Raw genomic sequence first — 18,144 nt, 5'->3', positions numbered from 1 at the left:
CTATCAATTTACTTAACAAAGAGAGAAATATTATCTATGAGTTCAAATGAAACAACACATCAAGTAGCCAGCCATAAGCACTCTTGGCTTGATGTTTTAACCGGTGCTCAAATGCTATTTGTTGCATTTGGTGCATTAGTTTTAGTCCCTTTACTGACAGGATTAAATCCAAATGTTGCTTTATTTACAGCGGGTTTTGGCACCCTTCTTTTTCAAATTACTACTCGCGGTAAAGTCCCTGTTTTTTTAGCATCATCTTTTGCTTTTATTGCTCCTATCTCATATGGGGTTGCGCAATGGGGAATTCCGGCAACCTTAGGAGGGTTAGTGGCGGCTGGTTTTGTCTTTATGTTTTTTTCATTCCTCGTTAAAATTAATGGCGCAAATGTGATTAATGCTATCTTACCGCCGGTAGTAACCGGACCCATTATTATGGTCATTGGTTTATCGCTCGCCCCTGTTGCGGTTAATATGGCGATGGGCTCAGGACTTGAAACACATTTACCCAAATATCAACTAATTATTGTTTCAATGGCATCACTTGTGACGACATTAATTGTGGCTATATGGGCAAAAGGGTTTCTTAAATTAGTGCCGATCATTTCAGGAATATTAGTGGGTTATGTGTTGTCTTGTTTTTTAGGTCTCGTCGATTTTAAACCAGTATACGATGCACCATGGTTTTCCTTACCTGATTTTACCTTCCCTGAATTTAAGTGGCAGGCAATTCTTTATATGATCCCAATTGTCATTGCACCAACCATCGAGCATGTTGGCGATATTATGGCTATCGGTAGTGTGACAGGAAAAGACTATACAAAAGAACCAGGTCTACAAAAAACATTACTGGGTGATGGCTTGGCTACATCAGCTGCAGGTTTTTTAGGTGGACCACCTTGCATTACTTATGCAGAAGTGATTGGTGCGGTAACACTAACGCGTAACTTTAAAACTCGCGTGATGACATGGGCTGCAATATGGGCAATTGTCATGTCATTTGTTGGTAAAGTTGGCGCATTCCTTGCTTCCATTCCGTCAGTTGTTATGGGCGGAATTATGGTATTGCTATTTGGTTCTATTGCATCGGTTGGTGTGAATATTTTAATCAAACATAAAGTTGACTTATCAATATCTCGTAATATGTGTATTACCGCCTTAGTTTTAGTATTTGGTATTGGCGGTATGGTTTTTGATTTTGGCTCATATGTTCTGCAAGGCATTAGTTTATGTGGTATTGCAGCTATTTTACTGAATCTGATTTTACCGCAACATAAATAAGCTAAAAATGAAGGTGCAAATCACTTATTTGCACCTTATCAAATCAAGTGTGGTTTTATTTTATGCCTGATTAATCCAATAAATTGATAAAATTTCAATAGTTAAAAGAGCCTTTAATTAACTCAATAGTTGAAACCTGTATTTTTAAACATTAGTGTTATATACTAGTTTAATCATCATTATTATGAGGTTTTAGCGATTAATTCCCAGCAGTTAACTTTACCCATTTCATTACCTGATTCAGAGACGTTTGCCAGTTTTTATACTGGAGATAACACTCTACTTGTCAATTCTTTGAAAGCGGTATTAGCTAAAACCGAATTCTGCTCGTTCTATTTTTGGTCCGCGGTTCCATCTGGTAAAACGCATCTACTCTATTCATCTTGTAATGAGCTTTCATTATTAAATAAACTCATTTGTTATATTCCATTGAATCAACATCAATCATTGACGCCAGATATTTTACTGGGTTTAGAGCAATATGATTTAGTGTGTATAGATGATATTGATCAAATTGCAGGTAATAAAGTATGGGAAGAAGCCATTTTTGATCTATTCAATCGATTAATGGAAAATAACCAAACTAAATTATTAATAACAGGCAATGCTTCACCAAAACAAATTCATTTTCAATTACCTGATTTGGTTTCACGATTAGAGTGGAGCCCTGTATATCAATTGAAAGAATTAAATGATGACGATAAATTAAAAGCATTACAATTACGTGCAAAACTGCGTGGTTTCGAACTACCAACAGATGTTGGCTTATTTTTATTAAAACGTGTTGATCGTGATATTAAAACATTATCTGAACTGCTTGATAAGCTTGATAAAGTTACAATCACAGAACAAAGAAAACTTACAATCCCATTTATTAAAACTGTTTTTAACTTATAGATGTTATGGTGTCATTAATGATAAATAAACCTGAAGCAATCGTCTTTTTTGATCTAGATGGTACACTATTAACCAGTGATGTTACTGTTGCACAAAGCACTATTGATGCCATTTGCCAACTTAAAAAAAATAACATAAAGCCTGTATTGGCGACAGGCAGAACCATTTTTGAAGTTAAACATATTATGGCACAATCAGGGATTGATTCTATTGTGGGTATGAATGGCCAGTCAGTTTTTTATCAAGGCGAGCATATTTTTTCAAATAATATTGATATCGATTTGATAGAACGTATTCTCAGCTACTCTAAAACACAAACGCAAATCCCAATGGCATTTTATAATGATAAATTAATTCGTATTTCCGAATTTAGTCATGCTGCTGTACTGTTATATCAATATTTGAAACAACCTCTTCCCCCAACGGATATTAATGTTTTTCATCAGCAACCAATTCAAATGTTACTTTTGTTATGTGAAAGTGGTGAAGGCCAATATGTTGAACAGTTTCCTGAATTAACTTTTGTCCGTAATACACCGTATTGTGTCGATATTTTTAATAAAGGGGGCTCAAAGGCATTTGGCATCCAAAAATTATTAGAAAATAAACAATTTTTAGATGTGCCCACTTATGCTTTTGGTGATGGTCTCAATGATATAGAAATGTTTAAACTTGTTGATCATCCTATTGCAATGGGGAACTGTTTAGCACCATTAAAACCATTGGCTGAATTTATTACCGATGATAATAATCATGATGGTATTGCCAATGGTTTAAATCGTTTAGGCTTAATTTAGCGTAATATTATCTTACGCTAATATTAGTTAATAATTAGCTGTTTGTTGACTATAATTGGTTTTTTAGGATCGGGTCCATAAATATTATCGCCGTAATGAGGTGATAAAAAAACAGAGACTATGACCGTAATTGGCACTGATAGTAAGTAAAATAGACAGCATAATCCAGATTGGTTAGCATCATGAAATCGTCTCACGTTATAAGCAATCATTGCAAAAAATGTGATAAACAGATAACTTATTAAAAGACATAATTTTATTGTTGTGTATTGCTCGGCATCTTGATCGATATAAACTTTTATCAATAAAATAAATATCAATAAATTTGTTAATAAAAACCAGCCAAAAGCACTTCGTCGTTCGCGTCCTTGGTAATTAAAGATGTTTTTGTAACCGTTAAGCCACGATATAAAAATATATTTAAGCATCCCTTATCCTAGCTAGTTATTTGGGTATATTACACCTAAACAAACTGCTTTTTTTGCACCCGTCACACTGGGTATATTACTGTTTATATGGTGTATTCGACAGTATGCAAGCCATGCAAAAGCCATCGCTTCCATATAATCACTATTAATACCAAATGCATCAGTTGTTGTCACTAACCAATCTGGTAAATGTTGACTAAAACGTTCCATCATGAGCGGATTTTTAGCTCCACCACCACACACTAATAATTCACAAGGTAAGGTTTTTGGTAATGCTAAATGAGTAAGTTGATTAACAGTTGCAATAACCGTCAATTCAACTAACGTTGCTTGTACATCTTGAGCGGTAATATTATGTTTAGCTAATTTTTGCTGTAACCAGTTAAAGTTAAATAATTCACGACCTGTACTTTTTGGATACGGTTTTGAAAAGTAAACTTCATTCAATAAATCATGTAATAAAGCCGTATTAATATCGCCTGTTTTAGCAAAATTAGCATCTTTATCATAAGCTTGATTTAGATTATACATCATCCAACTATCTAATAGCACATTACCAGGTCCGGTATCATAGCCTATGACGGATTGATTAGGTGCTAATACAGTGATATTACTGATACCACCTATATTAAGAATAACACGGGTTGTATTAGGTCTGGCTAAAATAGCTTGGTGAAATGCGGGAACAAGGGGGGCGCCTTGTCCACCCAATGCCATATCTTTACGTCTAAAATCAGCAATAGTGGTGATATTGGTTTTTGCAGAAATAATATTGGCATCACCGATTTGCATCGTAAATGGGTATGCACCGCATGGCGAATGGTATAGGGTTTGCCCATGGCAACCAATTGCACAAATATTATTTTTATCTATTTGATTTTTTAATATAAATTCATTTATTACTGTTGCGTAGAGTTCACCAAGTTGGTGATCAATTTCGCCAAGCTGCTGTAAACTCGATTGCTGATTTGTGCATAATGTTAATAAATTAGATTTAAGTGATTGTGGTATGGGGTAACATTCACTTGCAATTAATGATACGTTTGTTGATTGTATATCGACTAACGCAATATCAACGCCATCTAAGCTAGTACCCGACATAACGCCAATATAAAGCGATGGTTTCATGCGAATTACCCCTGTCTTATAATTTGCCCTGTTTTTATATCACGAATTTCAGATGGATTGACCCGTTTACCTGTTTCACCTTGTAGCACGGCAAAGTCATCACCAAATTGTGATTCGATTTCACTGACGGTTCTGGCTGGTGATTGCCCAGAAAGATTTGCGCTGGTCGAGACAATCGGTTTTCCAAAAAGTTGGCATAATTGACGTACTAATGGATGATCGGTGACGCGTATAGCAATTGAATTAAACTGACCGCTTAAAAAATAAGGTGTATGGTGATTTTTTGGTACAACCCATGTTACAGCACCTGGCCAAGAATCTAGCATAAGTTGTTTTTGTTGTTCACTCACTTTTGAAAGATCAATATAGGGAACAAGTTGTTCAAAATTATTTGCAATTAAAATTAAACCCTTTTCAATCGGACGATTTTTTAATGCAAGAATTTTTAGAACCGCTGTTTGGTTATCCGGATCACAACCTAGCCCAAACACCGCTTCGGTTGGGTAAGCAATTACATCGCCTTGCTGTAATAACTGGCATGATTGAGTAAGTGAAAGCGCTGTCATAGTTATTTTTAAATAAATTTATCCACACATTATCTTAGCACTTTTAACGGAATATACTCAATCAACTTCAATTTTATTACACATTTATGATCTTATCTAATTCAAACTAAACGTGTACGGATATAACCGCCATTAACACTAATAATTAATCCAGCAAGTTCTAGTTCAGTGAGTTTGATACTGACATCACAAACTGACAGACCTGTCTTTTCAATAATTTGGTCAATTCCGACGGTTTGATGAGTAATTAAGGACAAAATTTCAGGATGAAGACATTCGACGTCAACCTCAGTTTGATGGTTAATCCAGGATAAATGATGGCGATAATGCGCTAAAATATCTGAAGGGCGGCTTACTAAATAGGCACCTTGTTTTATCAAATCATGTGTGCCATCACAGTTTTGCTGAGTAATATTACCTGGTAATGCAAAGACATCACGATTTTGTTCTAAAGCATAGCAGGCTGTGATTAACGAGCCACTTTTTTGTGATGCTTCAATAACAAATGTCCCCATACTAAGGCCACTAATAATACGATTGCGTCTTGGGAAATGTGCGGGTTTTGCAATTTGCTCTGGAATAAACTCAGAGATAATCGCACCATTATTTGCCATAATGTCGCTTGCTAAAGAATAGTTGGTTTTTGGCGTAATATTGGCCAGACCACTTCCTAATACTGCAATTGTTTGACCTGATGCCTCAAGTGCACCGCGATGACAAATGGCATCAATACCCAGTGCTAGTCCACTGGTAATGGTTAAATAATTACTCGCTAATTCTCTGGCAAAATAACGCGCCCATTGTGCGCCATATTCACTATATTGACGACTTCCTACCATTGCGATTTGTTGTGTATTGAGTGAATTTAAATTCCCCATCACAAATAGGATTAATGGAGGATGGCTGATTTGTTTCAGTAAGGTTGGATAGGCTTTATCATGATAATTAATTAAAAAATGATGATCTTTTTCAAGCCATTTAAGGCTATTAACAACCTTTTGATCATAAAATTGTTGAATCTGTTGCTGATTAAAGCCTAACCGAGTTAATAAGGGTTTTTCATTAAAATTATCTTCAGACGGTAGTAAACATTGTCTGAACATTTTTGACTTTTGACCACTTACTATTGAAAATCGAATCAAGAATTCATATCTATTCATAAGTTCACTATTTTACTGATAGGGATGAAAAAACTATTAATCACTATAATTAGTGTTTAAAATGTATGGTTAGAAAATACATGTTATTGAGAGGCAGACCGAAAATTTATGGCTATTTTACCAGTATTGCGTTTTCCTGATGAAAGATTGCGCAAAATTGCCAAACCCGTTGAAAAAATTACTGAGAAAACTCAACAAATCATCGATGATATGATTGAAACTATGTATGCAGAAGAAGGTATTGGCCTTGCAGCAACACAAGTTGATGTTCATGAACGAATCATCGTGATTGATGTATCTGAAAATCGTGATCAGGTATATGTCATTATTAATCCAGAAGTGATTTGCAAAGCGGGTGAAACCGGCATTGAAGAAGGCTGTTTATCGGTGCCAGATAGTCGAGGTTTTGTGCCGCGTTCTGAAACAATCACGATCAAAGCATTAAATCGCCAAGGCGAAACTTATGAAATTGATGCTGATGGTATCCTTGCTATCTGTATTCAACATGAGATGGATCATTTAATGGGTAAGTTATTTGTTGATTATCTTTCTCCATTAAAACGTAAGCGTATTGAACAAAAAATGAAGAAAATGGATCGCCTTGAGGCTAAACAATAGTTTTCTTTTATTCATATCATTAATGCTAACGGTCTTTAGCATTAATGATCGTTCTCGATTCCCCATTGACAAATATCGGTGATAAGTTGTTTTAAACTTTTGCCTTTAGCCGTTAATGAGTATTCTACTTTGGGTGGAATTTGTGGATATTCTTTACGATGAATAATACCATCGTGTTCTAATTCTTTAAGCTGAGCACTTAACATTTTATGTGTAATTCCAGCGATACTTCGCTTTATTTCACCATAACGTGCTATTTCACAACCAATTAATAAATAGATAATTTTCATTTTCCATTTTCCAGCAATAATCGACAAGGTATATTCAAAGGGCTTTTTATCGATAATCGGTATCGCTTGTTTCATTTATCACTATCCTTTTGGTGCATATCATACTAAAAAGTGCATTCTTTCTAAAAATTAGAAAAGGATTATAATCAAATAACAGTCAATTATTCAACATTTTCCTTATTAATTAGGAGTTCGAAATGAGTAAATTATTTAGCCCGATTAAGATTGGTTCACAATCTTTTGATAATCGAATTGTGATTCCTCCTATGTGTCAGTACTCTGCAAAAAACGGTCTAGCCGGCGATTGGCATTTAATGCATTATGGTTCCCTTTCACATTCTGGTGCAGCATTGATGGTTTTAGAGGCAACATCTGTGACCCCAGAAGGGCGCTTATCTCCCTTTGATTTAGGTCTATGGGGTGAGCAGCAACAGCAAGCAATGCAATCACTCATTGCCTCAATTCGTCAGTATTCACAAATGCCAATAGCGGTTCAACTTGTCCATGCTGGTCGTAAAGCATCAATGCCAGCACCATGGCAAGAAGAAAAACATGTCCCCGCAGCACAGGGCGGTTGGCAGACGGTTGCACCTTCTGCTATTGCTTTTGATACTAACTATGATAAACCTATTGCATTAACCACCGAACAAGTCAAAGAGTTGGTTAAGCAATTTGCCGATGCAGCTGTCCGGGCAGATAAAGCAGGCATTGATTTTATCGAAATTCATGCTGCTCATGGCTATTTAATTCATCAATTTTTATCACCGCTTTCTAATCATCGTACCGATCAATATGGTGGTAGTGTTGAAAACCGTATACGATTTGCTATTGAAATTTTTGAGGCGATTCGAGCTGTATTTCCTAAACATAAAGGGGTTGGTATTCGTATTTCTGCAACTGATTGGGTTGATGGTGGTTGGAATTTAGAAGAATCGATTTTATTAGCCAAAAAATTGGATCAGCTTGGTTGTAGCTATATTCATGTTTCTACTGGTGGACTTGATATTCGTCAGCAAATTCCAGTTGGACCCAATTACCAAGTCTCATTTGCTCAAGCCATTAAACAGCAAGTGGGCATGCCGGTTATTGCCGTAGGTTTAATTACGGAGGCGATTCAAGCAGAAGCTATTGTTTCAACTGGACAAGCTGATATGGTCGCTATTGGTCGAGATATGTTATTTAATCCACATTGGGCATGGCAAGCAGCTAAAGAATTGGGCGGTCAAGTGATTGCTCCGCCACAATACAATCGCAGTGCGCCACATGGTGCAAAAAAACTTTTTAAATAATCAATATAAAAAAGCCCTCATAAGAGGGCTTTTTACACAATAGGTTACAATAATCATAAAACACGAATTCATTTTAGTGTTTTGCGTTTTTAGGTGCACCAATTGGTAAAATGGTACGGCCATATTGTTCATTTAATACTTCAGCCATAGCCAAATAGATGGCACTTGCACCACAAATAATCCCTTCAAAACCAGCGATATTGATGATGGTGTGATTACCAGTGATATTACCAATAGCTAATAAAGCAAACAGAATCGTTAAGCTACCAAAGACAAATTGTAAAACTTTATTTCCTTTTAATGTACCGATAAACATAAAGGCAGTAAAAATCCCCCATAATGCGAGAAATATACCTAAAAAGACTTTATCCGTTGCGGCGGTTGCGGCTGACGTTGGTAAATACCAGATACCGACTAAAACGATCCAGAAGAAACCATAAGAAGTAAAAGCGGTTGTTCCAAAGGTATTACCTTTACGGAACTCTAAAATACCGGCGATAACTTGTGCAAGTCCGCCATAAAAAATACCCATAGAGACAATTGCTGTTGCAACTGGGAAAAAGCCAGCATTATGAATATTTAATAATACGGTAGTCATACCAAATCCCATTAAGCCAAGTGGGCCAGGATTGGCAAGTTTAATGTTGTCCATAAAATTCCTACTAAAAAAATGTGGTTAATGTTTTGAGCGCAGCAATGATAAGGGCATAAAACTAAGCAATCAATAGCCGATGAAAAAAAAATTTACTTTTTACCCTTGATATTAAGCAGAATGCTCCCATTTATGTGGAAACGAAAATATTTCCTTGTGAAAATTAGGGACTTGAAATAGTAAATTTGAGACTTATATACAAGAAATAAAATACAGGTTTTTAGGAGAAGATTATTATGGGTAAAATTATTGGTATTGATTTAGGTACAACAAATTCATGTGTTGCTGTGATGGATAATGGTCAAGCAAAAGTATTAGAAAATGCTGAAGGTGATCGTACAACGCCGTCGATCATTGCATACACACAAGATGGTGAAATTTTAGTTGGTCAGCCAGCAAAACGTCAGGCGGTGACTAACCCGCAAAATACATTATTTGCAATCAAACGTTTAATTGGTCGTCGTTATGAAGATCAAGAAGTGCAACGTGATGTTAGCATTATGCCATATAAAATTGTAAAAGCTGACAATGGCGATGCATGGGTCGACATTAAAGGTCAAAAAATTGCACCACCACAAATCTCTGCTGAAGTGTTAAAGAAAATGAAAAAAACAGCTGAAGATTATCTTGGTGAGCCAGTTACTGAAGCGGTTATTACCGTACCTGCTTATTTTAACGATGCACAGCGTCAAGCAACTAAAGATGCGGGCCGAATTGCAGGTCTTGATGTAAAACGTATTATTAATGAACCAACAGCTGCTGCGCTTGCTTATGGTTTAGATAAAGATGTGGGTAACCGCACTATCGCTGTTTACGACTTAGGTGGTGGTACATTCGATATTTCAATCATCGAAATCGACGATGTTGACGGTGAAAAAACGTTTGAAGTATTAGCTACAAATGGTGATACACACTTAGGTGGTGAAGACTTTGACTCACGCTTAATTAATTACCTCGTTGAAGAGTTTAAACGTGAACAAGGTTTCGATCTTAAAAATGATCCACTTGCTATGCAACGTTTAAAAGAAGCGGCTGAAAAAGCGAAAATTGAATTATCATCTGCTCAACAAACAGATATTAATTTACCGTATATCACCGCTGATGCAACAGGTCCAAAACATTTAAATATTAAAGTAACACGAGCAAAACTTGAATCATTAGTTGAAGATTTAGTTAAACGTTCTATGGAACCAGTAAAAACAGCATTAAAAGACGCAGGTTTATCCGTGTCTGACATTCAAGATGTTATTTTGGTTGGTGGTCAAACACGTATGCCAATGGTGCAAAAAGTGGTTGCAGATTTCTTTGGTAAAGAACCACGTAAAGATGTTAACCCTGATGAAGCGGTTGCGGTTGGTGCTGCTGTACAAGGTGGTGTATTAGGTGGTGATGTTAAAGATGTGTTATTACTTGACGTTACACCATTATCACTTGGTATAGAAACAATGGGTGGTGTGATGACACCGTTAATTGAAAAGAATACAACGATTCCGACTAAACATAGTCAAGTATTCTCAACAGCGGAAGATAACCAATCTGCAGTAACGATTCATGTATTACAAGGTGAACGTAAACGTGCTGGTGACAATAAATCATTAGGTCAATTTAACCTTGATGGTATTCAGTCTGCACCACGTGGTATGCCACAAATCGAAGTCACATTTGATATCGATGCTGATGGTATCTTACATGTATCAGCAAAAGATAAAAATACTGGTCGTGAACAAAATATTACGATTAAAGCATCATCTGGTTTAAGTGAAGAAGAAATTCAAAAAATGGTTCGTGATGCAGAAGTGAATGCTGAATCTGACCGTAAATTTGAAGAGTTAGCACAAATTCGTAACCAAGCGGATCACCTTGTTCACTCTACACGTAAACAAGTTTCTGAAGCGGGTGATCAATTATCAGCTGATGATAAAAAAGTGATTGAAGATGCGGTTAGCGCATTAGAAGTTGCAGCTCGTGGTGAAGATAAAGCGGAAATCGAAGCTAAAATTCAAGCATTAGTTGAAGCATCTAAAAAGCTACTTGAAATTGCACAGCAACAAGCAGGTAGCCAACCAGGTCAAGATGCTGGTGCAAATAATGCTAAAGCGGATGACGATGTTGTTGATGCTGACTTTAAAGAAGTTGATGATAATAAGTAATTATGTATTATTGTATTATCCCAGAGTTATCAACGATAGCTTGATGAAGTAATTATATAAAACGGGCGAGAGGTAACTCAAGCCCGTTTAGTTGTTTTAATTAGGGTCGATTAATTTGATAAGTTAACGGTATCATCAATGCAGTCGATGTATAATGATTGAATAAAATAAGAGTACAAACAAAGGTTAAAAATGGCAAAGAAAGATTATTATGAGATTTTAGGCGTCAGCAAAAATGCTGATGAGCGTGAGATTAAAAAAGCTTATAAACGCCTTGCCATGAAATATCACCCTGACAAAAATCAGGATAATAAAGTTGAATCAGAGGCAAAATTTAAAGAAGTCAAAGAGGCTTATGAAATTTTAACTGATCCACAAAAGAAAGCGGCTTATGATCAATATGGTCATGCTGCCTTTGAACAAGGTGGTCACGGCGGCTTTGGTGGTGGTTTTAATGGTGGCGCTGATTTTAGTGATGCTTTTGGTGATATTTTTAGTGAATTTTTTGGTGGTGGTGCAAGAGGTGGTCGCAGTAGTCAAGCTGCCAGAGGTGCAGATTTACAATACAATTTAAGCCTTTCACTTGAAGAAGCCGCGGCAGGTATTACTAAAGAGATTAAAGTACCGACATGGGCGACGTGTGATGTATGCCATGGTAAAGGGGCTGAAAACGCAGCTGATATCAAAACTTGTGAAACCTGTCACGGTAGTGGTGTTGTACAAATGCGACAAGGTTTTTTTGCTGTACAGCAAGAGTGTCCGACTTGTCATGGTAGTGGTAAAAGTATTAAAAACCCATGTAAGAAATGTCATGGTGAAGGGCGAATTCAAAAAACCAAAACATTATCTGTTACCATTCCTGCGGGCGTTGATACCGGTAATCGCATTAGGCTTTCTGGTGAAGGTGAAGCTGGAAAAAATGGCGCACCAGCGGGTGATTTGTATGTCCAAGTACAAGTTAAACAACATGCGATATTTGAACGCGATGGTATTAATTTACACTGTGAAATCCCGATCAATATTGTTTTAGCTGCATTGGGGGGAGAAGTTCAAGTACCTACCCTAAATGGCAAAGTAAGTTTGACTATCCCTGCTGAAACACAAACCGGTAAAGTGTTTAGATTAAAAGGTAAAGGTGTCAAATCATTACGTGGTGCAACTATGGGTGATCTGTATTGCCATGTGGTTGTTGAAACCCCAGTGAGTTTAACAGCAAAACAAAAAGAGTTATTAAAAGAATTAGGTGAGAGCTTAACGGGAGATAAACACTCAAAGCATAGTCCAAAAGAAAAAAGCTTTTTTGATAAAGTGAAAAAATTCTTTGGTTAAATATTCATTCAATACAGTGAAGTGAATAATATAAAGGATGGTCATTAGACCATCCTTTATTTTTTGATCAGTTTATATGTGTTTATCATCCTATTTAATTAGAATAAATGTTCGGTACCATTTAATTGTCGCATAGTGAACTGACCCATAGACTCATCACTAGTTTGTTGATAATTAACAATACTAATACTGGTATTTTCGAGTTTGTGTGTATGCTGTAGATGATCTTGCCAGTTACCTCCAGTCAAAACATAGATCAATTGTCTAAGTACGCTACCATGTGAAACAACCAAAATATTACCGTTTTGCTGTTGTTTGATGATGCTTTTTATTGCCTCTAGTGAACGATTTAATACGGTTTGAAAATTTTCACCACCATTTTCAGTGGCATCATAGTGTTGGGCATTACTGATAAGATGAATAAAATTAGGATGTTGATAATAGTTTGGTACAAATTGTTGTTCCCATTGTCCAAAATTGATTTCAACTAAACCATCATGATATAACAGTGGAATTTGTCGTTTGGCTATAATCACATTTGCCGTATCTACAGCCCTTTTTTGTGGGCTACTATAAGCAGCATCAAATATGACATAATGCAGTGCTTTCGCGGTTAATCTTGCTTGATGAAGTCCTTTTAAGGTTAAATCTGAGTCTGACTTACCTTGAAATAACTGCAATTCATTCCAATGTGTTTCACCATGACGTACAAAGTAAAAATTAAGATTCTTAAACATCAACATTTACCCTCTTTTAGTGAGTGATTGTGAAAATAATGTCTTAAATAATGTGATTTAGCGGCATATACAAACAGGCAAAAATAAACAAGAAAGTGAATCATTTGCGGCTTTGTTCCTGCCTCGATTGATGATAAGTAGATGATTTCAATGACGGTTGTAATTAAACAAAATGTAAAGTAACAGCATAAATATAGCGGTGTTTTCGGTTTCTTCAATAAGATGACATAAATGAGTACTGCAATAATTATCAGCATAATGCTATAAATAATGACTGCAATACTATTTAAATTATTACTTCTAAAATCAATAATTAACGTATGAACGATAGAGGAAAAATTAATACCTAGAACCAATAAAATTATGATAATTGCTATCTTTTTCATATCATTCTCCTTATTTAATGCGTTAATTTCACTTAAAGATGGGCTTTAATTATGACTTTTAAAACTTGCTCAGAGGGATTGGTTGCCAAATCAACCGCTTGTGATAATTGTGCAAGTGAAAAGTGGTGCGTCACCATTTGTGTAATATTTAGACGCTTTTTGGCTAATAAATCTAGCGCTTCTGGTAACTCATAAGGCGTAACAGAATATGTGCCAATGATACTGATTTCATCTTTAAAAAAGCGACTTGCATCAAGAGTAATTTGTGGTGAATTATCAAAGCCTGAAAACACAATAACTTTGCCAGCCCTTCGTACCACTTTGATTGCATCGGCCAATAACGATGACACCCCAGCAGCAATAATCACCACATCGACACCTAATTGATGCGTTATATCACTGACACTTTTTACCAAATCATCTTGTGCCACATTAATTGCATAATCACAGCCGACTTTTAAGGCAATATCAAGTTTATAGGGTGAAATATCACTGATCATCACCTGACTTGCACCTTTTATTTTGGCTAGCTGTGCATGCAAAATACCAATCGTACCAGCCCCCATCACAAGCACACTATCACCAGCGTGAATGTTCGCTTGTTTTAGTCCATGCAAACAACATGCAATGGGTTCAATTAATGTGGCTTCATCATCATTAATATCATCGGTGATTTTGTGAGTTAAATGTTTTAAATGCAGTGCAGGAATTCGAATATATTCAGCAAAACCACCGGGATCAATATTATTGGTTCTAAATTGTTCACAAATAGTGTAATGACCTTTATTACAATAATGGCAGGTAAAACACGGTACATGAATAGCGGTAATTACGCGATCACCAAGCGCATAGTTTGCTATATTTTTGCCTTTTTTAACGATTCGACCCACCACTTCATGACCTAACACAGTTGGTTTTGTGACCGTATTTCCGCGAATTTTTTGAATATCAGTGCCACATAATCCACATGCATCCATTTGTATTAAAACGTCATCATCACCAATATTTGGAACGGCAACATCTTCATACCGGAGATCATTTTGCTGATAACAAACAACGGCTTTCATTTTATCGTTCATTTAATCTTCCTTCTTTATCACAGAGTTCTATTTTCATTTTTAAATCAAAAATCGGTTTATAGTAATGTTGATAAATTTGATCATAATGCTGTTTTAATTGCTGATTGGGTTTATAAGATTGTGTATCGATTTCGCCATCATAACAGTCAAGTTGTTCGATATAGCCATTTTGTTTTGCAGCAAGCATCACAGCACCTTTGCACACCGCTTCTGGAATATTACATGATAAAATTTCACGTCCTAATATATCGGCTTTTAGCTGTAACCAAAGTGGATTTTTAGACGCTGCACCAATCACTTTAATAATTGGATGATAACTTTCGGTGAGTTGTTCAACAGATTCGAGCGTATTACGTAACTCGAAACATAAACCTTGAAATAACGTTAAAAGAGCATCTTGTTTACGGGTATTTTCATTAAAACCATACCATAATGCTTGTGCTGCAATGTTACGCTGCGGTGGTCCACTACCCCGTAAATGTGGAATAAACACACTTTGATGAGATTTAATGTACTCAATATCAATCAGCTTGCTTGTGAGTTCATCAAGTAGTGATATAAACAGTTGATTATCGACAGCGAAGGTTTTTTTGAACCACTCAATACAGTAACCTGCTGCTGGTAATGATGTGTATAACGTATTTAAATCATCAAAGACATAGACACCATTTGAAAGATTAGCACGTAAAAAAGGTTGGCTAAAATTAGCGTCTTTCATTAATAGTAAAAGTCCTTCTGTTGTGCCGGTAGAATTGAGTATCTCCCTCTCTTTAAGGCCGGCAGCAATTGAACCACACATGTGATCATGCCCGCCTATTGCGACTTCAATTTGCCCTATTGCCCCGAGTTTTGCGGCTAGATCACGATTGAGTGTGGCAAAATTTCGACCTGATTGAGCAAATTTAACAAAGACTTGATTTAGGCCAAAAGCGGTTTGAATTTTTTCTGACCATTGATGGCGTTTTAAGTCTAGAACTAATGTTCTTGACGCTAATGATAATTCAGCACGCTGTTCACCACTGAGTCGATAAGCGATGAATTCAGCCATACATAGCCATTTCACGCGTGTCAGATCAATTTGATAATTATCTTTCAACCAGAGAATTTTAGTTAAGCTGTAATTACTGTGAATTGGAATGCCGGTTATGGCATAGATCTCATCTTGAGAAAACTGTTTGCTCACTTGTGCTAAATTGACTTTTGTTCGAGTGTCATACCAAGTAATTGCGGGGCCAACCACATGTTGATCTTGATCGATTAATACACCTGATTCCCCCACACTTGCAATGACGATATTTTTGATTCGGTCTGCATGCTTAAGTTGAGTGATTAAGTTGATCAAGCCTTGTTCTAGTTGAGTGTAAAGTGCGATCACATCAAAATCATCACCGTATTGTGACGTGTGTTTAGGAGTAACAAAGGAATAACTCGTGATGAGATTCAAGGCTGGTAATTCAAATATGCAGATTTTGCAATTAGTTGTTCCTATATCAATCCCGATAGAATACATTTTTCGCTCCTTAATCGATCGCATTTAAGTTATGTGACCGAATTAGATAAAAATCATAACAATTTGATTATTAATTATTTATAATTCCCTTTAGCTGCCTTTTGGCAGTTAAAGGGACAAAGCTTCTCTATACTGATTAATTGTTATCAGTACCATTCATAAACGACGCGTTGTGTTAAATTAAAATGATTATGTGTTTATTTTTAGTCTTCGGTGTTCCAGCTTTTTTGGGTGTGCTTATATAACACCAAGCAAAGCACAAAAATAATCGGAATTAATGCCAGTGCAATATAGTTGCCTTCAAAAACTTTGACTGCCCAAAAGCGATATGGGTTACCGCCATCAAGTAGACTTGAAAACTCGCCATCAGTTTTAACGGGAAAGTTAATACTACGAGCGATATTGGTAATAACCGGAGCAATGGCTGATGCCACATAGAGATTAACAATCAAGCAAGGGATACCAATAATAAATGATCGTACAATATTTCCTCGACACGCTAACACAACCATTGAGATTGGTACCCAAATATTGGTTAAGTCACCGAGTGGTAATAAGCGATTTCCTGGTAAAATGATTGCTAACAGTAAGCCTACTGGAATGAGTAGTAATGCGGTTGATAAGACAGATGGGTGGCCGACCGCTACCGCAATATCTAATCCAATATACAGATCTTTACGATTAGGGTATTTTTTTCTTAAAAACTGTTTAACTGCATCGGATAAAGGTAATAGCCCTTCCATTAACAATTTCACCATACGTGGCATGATTAACATAACGGCACCAAGATTTATCGCTAAACCTAAAATACTTTTTATATCATAACCCGCAGCAACCCCTATTGCGCCACCAATCACAAAACCAATCATCATCGGTTCACCAAATACACCAAAGCGTTTTTGAATGGTTTCAGGGTCAGCATGTAATTTTTGTAATCCAGGAACTTTATCAAGAATTAAGTTACCCAATACACCAATTGGGAAAAATATTGCTGATGATAATGTTGGTAATGAAATGCCCGGTAGTTCAAAATACTTTTGAACCATTGGCGCACACCAGTCCGCTAAGATAAACGTGATAACCGAGGTAATGCCAGCAATAAGCAAACCATACATAAAATTGCCTGTACTGCTATACACCAATGCACCAACAAATGTAAAGTGCCAAAAGTTCCATAGATCGATGTCGACCGTTTTAGTCCAGTTAGCTGTTAACATGACGATATTAATGATAATTGTCATTGGAATCACAAATGGTGCAATTGGTGATGCCCAAGCGATAGCAGCTAAGGGCGGCCAACCAAGATCGATGATGGGTAAATTAATGCCTGCATGTTCAACCAAATCCTTCGTTGCACTCCCTAAACTGGTACCAAGTAAATCAAAGATAACAAAGATACCAACAAACCCCATTCCAATCGTTAAAGACGATCGAATTGCCCGGCCGACTTTAACTCTTAAACAAATTGCCATAATAAAGATGACTAATGGGAGCATCACCGTTGGCCCAAAGCCTAATATATACTGTACAACTTCGAGTATTTTATCTGCCATAGCTTAGTTTCCTTTTAAAATACTAACGATTTTTTCCAATAGGTCTTCTTCGCCAATAGTGGTGATTAAAGGAACACCGTTGATAATAGGGGTTTTTTCTAATTGATAACTGACTTTGGAAGTGACAATAATTAAGTCAGCCATACCATCTTGAGATTGTACGGTCGCAACATCGGATTGAATATTTTCGACTTCAATGCCGTGTTCTGCACAATAGTTTTTAACTTTTTCTGTCGCAATGGTTGAGGTTGCGATACCACTAGTACAAGCAAAAATAATTCTCTTTTTCATTATTCT

At 36.4% G+C, this 18,144-nt stretch carries 19 protein-coding genes; 7 read left to right on the top strand and 12 right to left on the bottom strand.

Annotated elements, in window-relative coordinates:
- The first annotated feature begins 36 nt into the window (after window positions 1–36).
- The 3 genes from ABEA36_RS10155 to ABEA36_RS10145 all read left to right on the top strand — a co-directional run bounded on the left by ABEA36_RS10155 (window position 37) and on the right by ABEA36_RS10145 (window position 2,972).
- A complete protein-coding gene (locus ABEA36_RS10155) occupies window positions 37–1,278 on the top strand; it encodes a uracil-xanthine permease family protein (RefSeq protein WP_345491763.1) in 1,242 nt (413 codons plus the stop codon).
- A gap of 198 nt (window positions 1,279–1,476) precedes the next feature.
- Window positions 1,477–2,175 (top strand): DnaA inactivator Hda, encoded by a 699-nt coding sequence (gene hda / locus ABEA36_RS10150; RefSeq protein ID WP_345491993.1) that lies wholly within the window; start codon window positions 1,477–1,479, stop codon window positions 2,173–2,175.
- A gap of 17 nt (window positions 2,176–2,192) precedes the next feature.
- The gene (locus ABEA36_RS10145; RefSeq protein WP_345491761.1) at window positions 2,193–2,972 is read left to right on the top strand and encodes a Cof-type HAD-IIB family hydrolase; all 780 of its coding nucleotides are present in this window, start codon (window positions 2,193–2,195) and stop codon (window positions 2,970–2,972) included.
- A gap of 23 nt (window positions 2,973–2,995) precedes the next feature.
- Here ABEA36_RS10145 and ABEA36_RS13280 read toward each other — a convergent pair whose 3' ends face one another.
- The 4 genes from ABEA36_RS13280 to dprA form a co-directional block, all read right to left on the bottom strand.
- The gene (locus tag ABEA36_RS13280) at window positions 2,996–3,400 is read right to left on the bottom strand and encodes a DUF805 domain-containing protein (RefSeq protein ID WP_425571925.1); all 405 of its coding nucleotides are present in this window, start codon (window positions 3,398–3,400) and stop codon (window positions 2,996–2,998) included.
- Window positions 3,401–3,412: 12 nt separating this feature from the next.
- Window positions 3,413–4,528, bottom strand: a complete 1,116-nt coding sequence (locus ABEA36_RS10140) for an anhydro-N-acetylmuramic acid kinase (RefSeq protein ID WP_345491759.1) — start codon at window positions 4,526–4,528, stop codon at window positions 3,413–3,415.
- A 5-nt stretch (window positions 4,529–4,533) separates the two neighbouring features.
- Complete coding sequence (gene tsaC, locus ABEA36_RS10135) at window positions 4,534–5,094, bottom strand: L-threonylcarbamoyladenylate synthase type 1 TsaC (protein ID WP_345491757.1); 561 nt, start codon at window positions 5,092–5,094, stop codon at window positions 4,534–4,536.
- Window positions 5,095–5,195: 101 nt separating this feature from the next.
- Complete coding sequence (gene dprA / locus ABEA36_RS10130; protein WP_345491755.1) at window positions 5,196–6,254, bottom strand: DNA-processing protein DprA; 1,059 nt, start codon at window positions 6,252–6,254, stop codon at window positions 5,196–5,198.
- A gap of 108 nt (window positions 6,255–6,362) precedes the next feature.
- Between dprA and def the strand changes: the two genes are divergently transcribed.
- Window positions 6,363–6,872 carry a peptide deformylase gene (gene def / locus ABEA36_RS10125; RefSeq protein ID WP_345491753.1) on the top strand — a complete coding sequence of 170 codons (510 nt, stop codon included), beginning with the start codon at window positions 6,363–6,365 and terminating at the stop codon, window positions 6,870–6,872.
- A 41-nt stretch (window positions 6,873–6,913) separates the two neighbouring features.
- Here def and ABEA36_RS10120 read toward each other — a convergent pair whose 3' ends face one another.
- Window positions 6,914–7,237 (bottom strand): winged helix-turn-helix transcriptional regulator, encoded by a 324-nt coding sequence (locus ABEA36_RS10120; RefSeq protein ID WP_345491751.1) that lies wholly within the window; start codon window positions 7,235–7,237, stop codon window positions 6,914–6,916.
- A gap of 122 nt (window positions 7,238–7,359) precedes the next feature.
- On the opposite strand from ABEA36_RS10120, the gene ABEA36_RS10115 reads away from it, so the two are divergent.
- A complete protein-coding gene (locus tag ABEA36_RS10115; protein WP_345491749.1) occupies window positions 7,360–8,451 on the top strand; it encodes an NADH:flavin oxidoreductase/NADH oxidase in 1,092 nt (363 codons plus the stop codon).
- A 73-nt stretch (window positions 8,452–8,524) separates the two neighbouring features.
- On the opposite strand, the gene satP is transcribed toward ABEA36_RS10115, so the two are convergent.
- Window positions 8,525–9,103 carry an acetate uptake transporter gene (satP, locus tag ABEA36_RS10110; RefSeq protein ID WP_345491747.1) on the bottom strand — a complete coding sequence of 193 codons (579 nt, stop codon included), beginning with the start codon at window positions 9,101–9,103 and terminating at the stop codon, window positions 8,525–8,527.
- A gap of 236 nt (window positions 9,104–9,339) precedes the next feature.
- On the opposite strand from satP, the gene dnaK reads away from it, so the two are divergent.
- Both dnaK and dnaJ read left to right on the top strand, forming a co-directional pair.
- Window positions 9,340–11,253 carry a molecular chaperone DnaK gene (gene dnaK / locus ABEA36_RS10105; protein ID WP_345491745.1) on the top strand — a complete coding sequence of 638 codons (1,914 nt, stop codon included), beginning with the start codon at window positions 9,340–9,342 and terminating at the stop codon, window positions 11,251–11,253.
- Between the two features lie 192 nt (window positions 11,254–11,445).
- A complete protein-coding gene (gene dnaJ / locus ABEA36_RS10100) occupies window positions 11,446–12,582 on the top strand; it encodes a molecular chaperone DnaJ (protein WP_345491743.1) in 1,137 nt (378 codons plus the stop codon).
- Window positions 12,583–12,680: 98 nt separating this feature from the next.
- Here the strand turns inward: dnaJ and ABEA36_RS10095 are convergent, their stop codons facing one another.
- The 6 genes from ABEA36_RS10095 to ABEA36_RS10070 all read right to left on the bottom strand — a co-directional run bounded on the left by ABEA36_RS10095 (window position 12,681) and on the right by ABEA36_RS10070 (window position 18,138).
- A complete protein-coding gene (locus ABEA36_RS10095; protein WP_345491741.1) occupies window positions 12,681–13,319 on the bottom strand; it encodes a histidine phosphatase family protein in 639 nt (212 codons plus the stop codon).
- The gene (locus ABEA36_RS10090) at window positions 13,319–13,705 is read right to left on the bottom strand and encodes a hypothetical protein (RefSeq protein WP_345491739.1); all 387 of its coding nucleotides are present in this window, start codon (window positions 13,703–13,705) and stop codon (window positions 13,319–13,321) included. The genes ABEA36_RS10095 and ABEA36_RS10090 overlap by 1 nt, the downstream gene beginning before the upstream one ends.
- Window positions 13,706–13,737: 32 nt before the next feature.
- Complete coding sequence (locus ABEA36_RS10085; protein ID WP_345491737.1) at window positions 13,738–14,784, bottom strand: alcohol dehydrogenase catalytic domain-containing protein; 1,047 nt, start codon at window positions 14,782–14,784, stop codon at window positions 13,738–13,740.
- On the bottom strand, window positions 14,774–16,294 hold the full coding sequence (locus ABEA36_RS10080) for an FGGY-family carbohydrate kinase (protein WP_345491735.1): 1,521 nt from the start codon (window positions 16,292–16,294) through the stop codon (window positions 14,774–14,776). Before ABEA36_RS10080 ends, ABEA36_RS10085 begins: the two co-directional genes overlap by 11 nt.
- 203 nt (window positions 16,295–16,497) lie before the next feature.
- Window positions 16,498–17,847, bottom strand: a complete 1,350-nt coding sequence (locus ABEA36_RS10075) for a PTS galactitol transporter subunit IIC (protein ID WP_345491733.1) — start codon at window positions 17,845–17,847, stop codon at window positions 16,498–16,500.
- A gap of 3 nt (window positions 17,848–17,850) precedes the next feature.
- Window positions 17,851–18,138 (bottom strand): PTS sugar transporter subunit IIB, encoded by a 288-nt coding sequence (locus ABEA36_RS10070; protein WP_345491731.1) that lies wholly within the window; start codon window positions 18,136–18,138, stop codon window positions 17,851–17,853.
- Between the last annotated feature and the right edge of the window lie 6 nt (window positions 18,139–18,144).

Origin of the sequence: Orbus sasakiae (assembly GCF_039542345.1) — a bacterium.
Classification (GTDB): domain Bacteria; phylum Pseudomonadota; class Gammaproteobacteria; order Enterobacterales; family Orbaceae; genus Orbus; species Orbus sasakiae.
The sequence above is the reverse complement of the archived record's forward strand: the minus strand, read 5'-3'. Positions and strand labels throughout refer to the sequence as shown.

Coding starts and splice junctions, on each gene's coding strand:
- ABEA36_RS10155 (WP_345491763.1), top strand. CDS start 37: ATGAGTTCAAATGAAACAACACATCAAGTAGCCAGCCATAAGCACTCT.
- ABEA36_RS10145 (WP_345491761.1), top strand. CDS start 2,193: ATGATAAATAAACCTGAAGCAATCGTCTTTTTTGATCTAGATGGTACA.
- ABEA36_RS13280 (WP_425571925.1), bottom strand. CDS start 3,400: ATGCTTAAATATATTTTTATATCGTGGCTTAACGGTTACAAAAACATC.
- ABEA36_RS10140 (WP_345491759.1), bottom strand. CDS start 4,528: ATGAAACCATCGCTTTATATTGGCGTTATGTCGGGTACTAGCTTAGAT.
- tsaC (WP_345491757.1), bottom strand. CDS start 5,094: ATGACAGCGCTTTCACTTACTCAATCATGCCAGTTATTACAGCAAGGC.
- dprA (WP_345491755.1), bottom strand. CDS start 6,254: ATGAATAGATATGAATTCTTGATTCGATTTTCAATAGTAAGTGGTCAA.
- def (WP_345491753.1), top strand. CDS start 6,363: ATGGCTATTTTACCAGTATTGCGTTTTCCTGATGAAAGATTGCGCAAA.
- ABEA36_RS10120 (WP_345491751.1), bottom strand. CDS start 7,237: ATGAAACAAGCGATACCGATTATCGATAAAAAGCCCTTTGAATATACC.
- ABEA36_RS10115 (WP_345491749.1), top strand. CDS start 7,360: ATGAGTAAATTATTTAGCCCGATTAAGATTGGTTCACAATCTTTTGAT.
- satP (WP_345491747.1), bottom strand. CDS start 9,103: ATGGACAACATTAAACTTGCCAATCCTGGCCCACTTGGCTTAATGGGA.
- dnaK (WP_345491745.1), top strand. CDS start 9,340: ATGGGTAAAATTATTGGTATTGATTTAGGTACAACAAATTCATGTGTT.
- dnaJ (WP_345491743.1), top strand. CDS start 11,446: ATGGCAAAGAAAGATTATTATGAGATTTTAGGCGTCAGCAAAAATGCT.
- ABEA36_RS10095 (WP_345491741.1), bottom strand. CDS start 13,319: ATGTTTAAGAATCTTAATTTTTACTTTGTACGTCATGGTGAAACACAT.
- ABEA36_RS10090 (WP_345491739.1), bottom strand. CDS start 13,705: ATGAAAAAGATAGCAATTATCATAATTTTATTGGTTCTAGGTATTAAT.
- ABEA36_RS10085 (WP_345491737.1), bottom strand. CDS start 14,784: ATGAACGATAAAATGAAAGCCGTTGTTTGTTATCAGCAAAATGATCTC.
- ABEA36_RS10080 (WP_345491735.1), bottom strand. CDS start 16,294: ATGTATTCTATCGGGATTGATATAGGAACAACTAATTGCAAAATCTGC.
- ABEA36_RS10075 (WP_345491733.1), bottom strand. CDS start 17,847: ATGGCAGATAAAATACTCGAAGTTGTACAGTATATATTAGGCTTTGGG.
- ABEA36_RS10070 (WP_345491731.1), bottom strand. CDS start 18,138: ATGAAAAAGAGAATTATTTTTGCTTGTACTAGTGGTATCGCAACCTCA.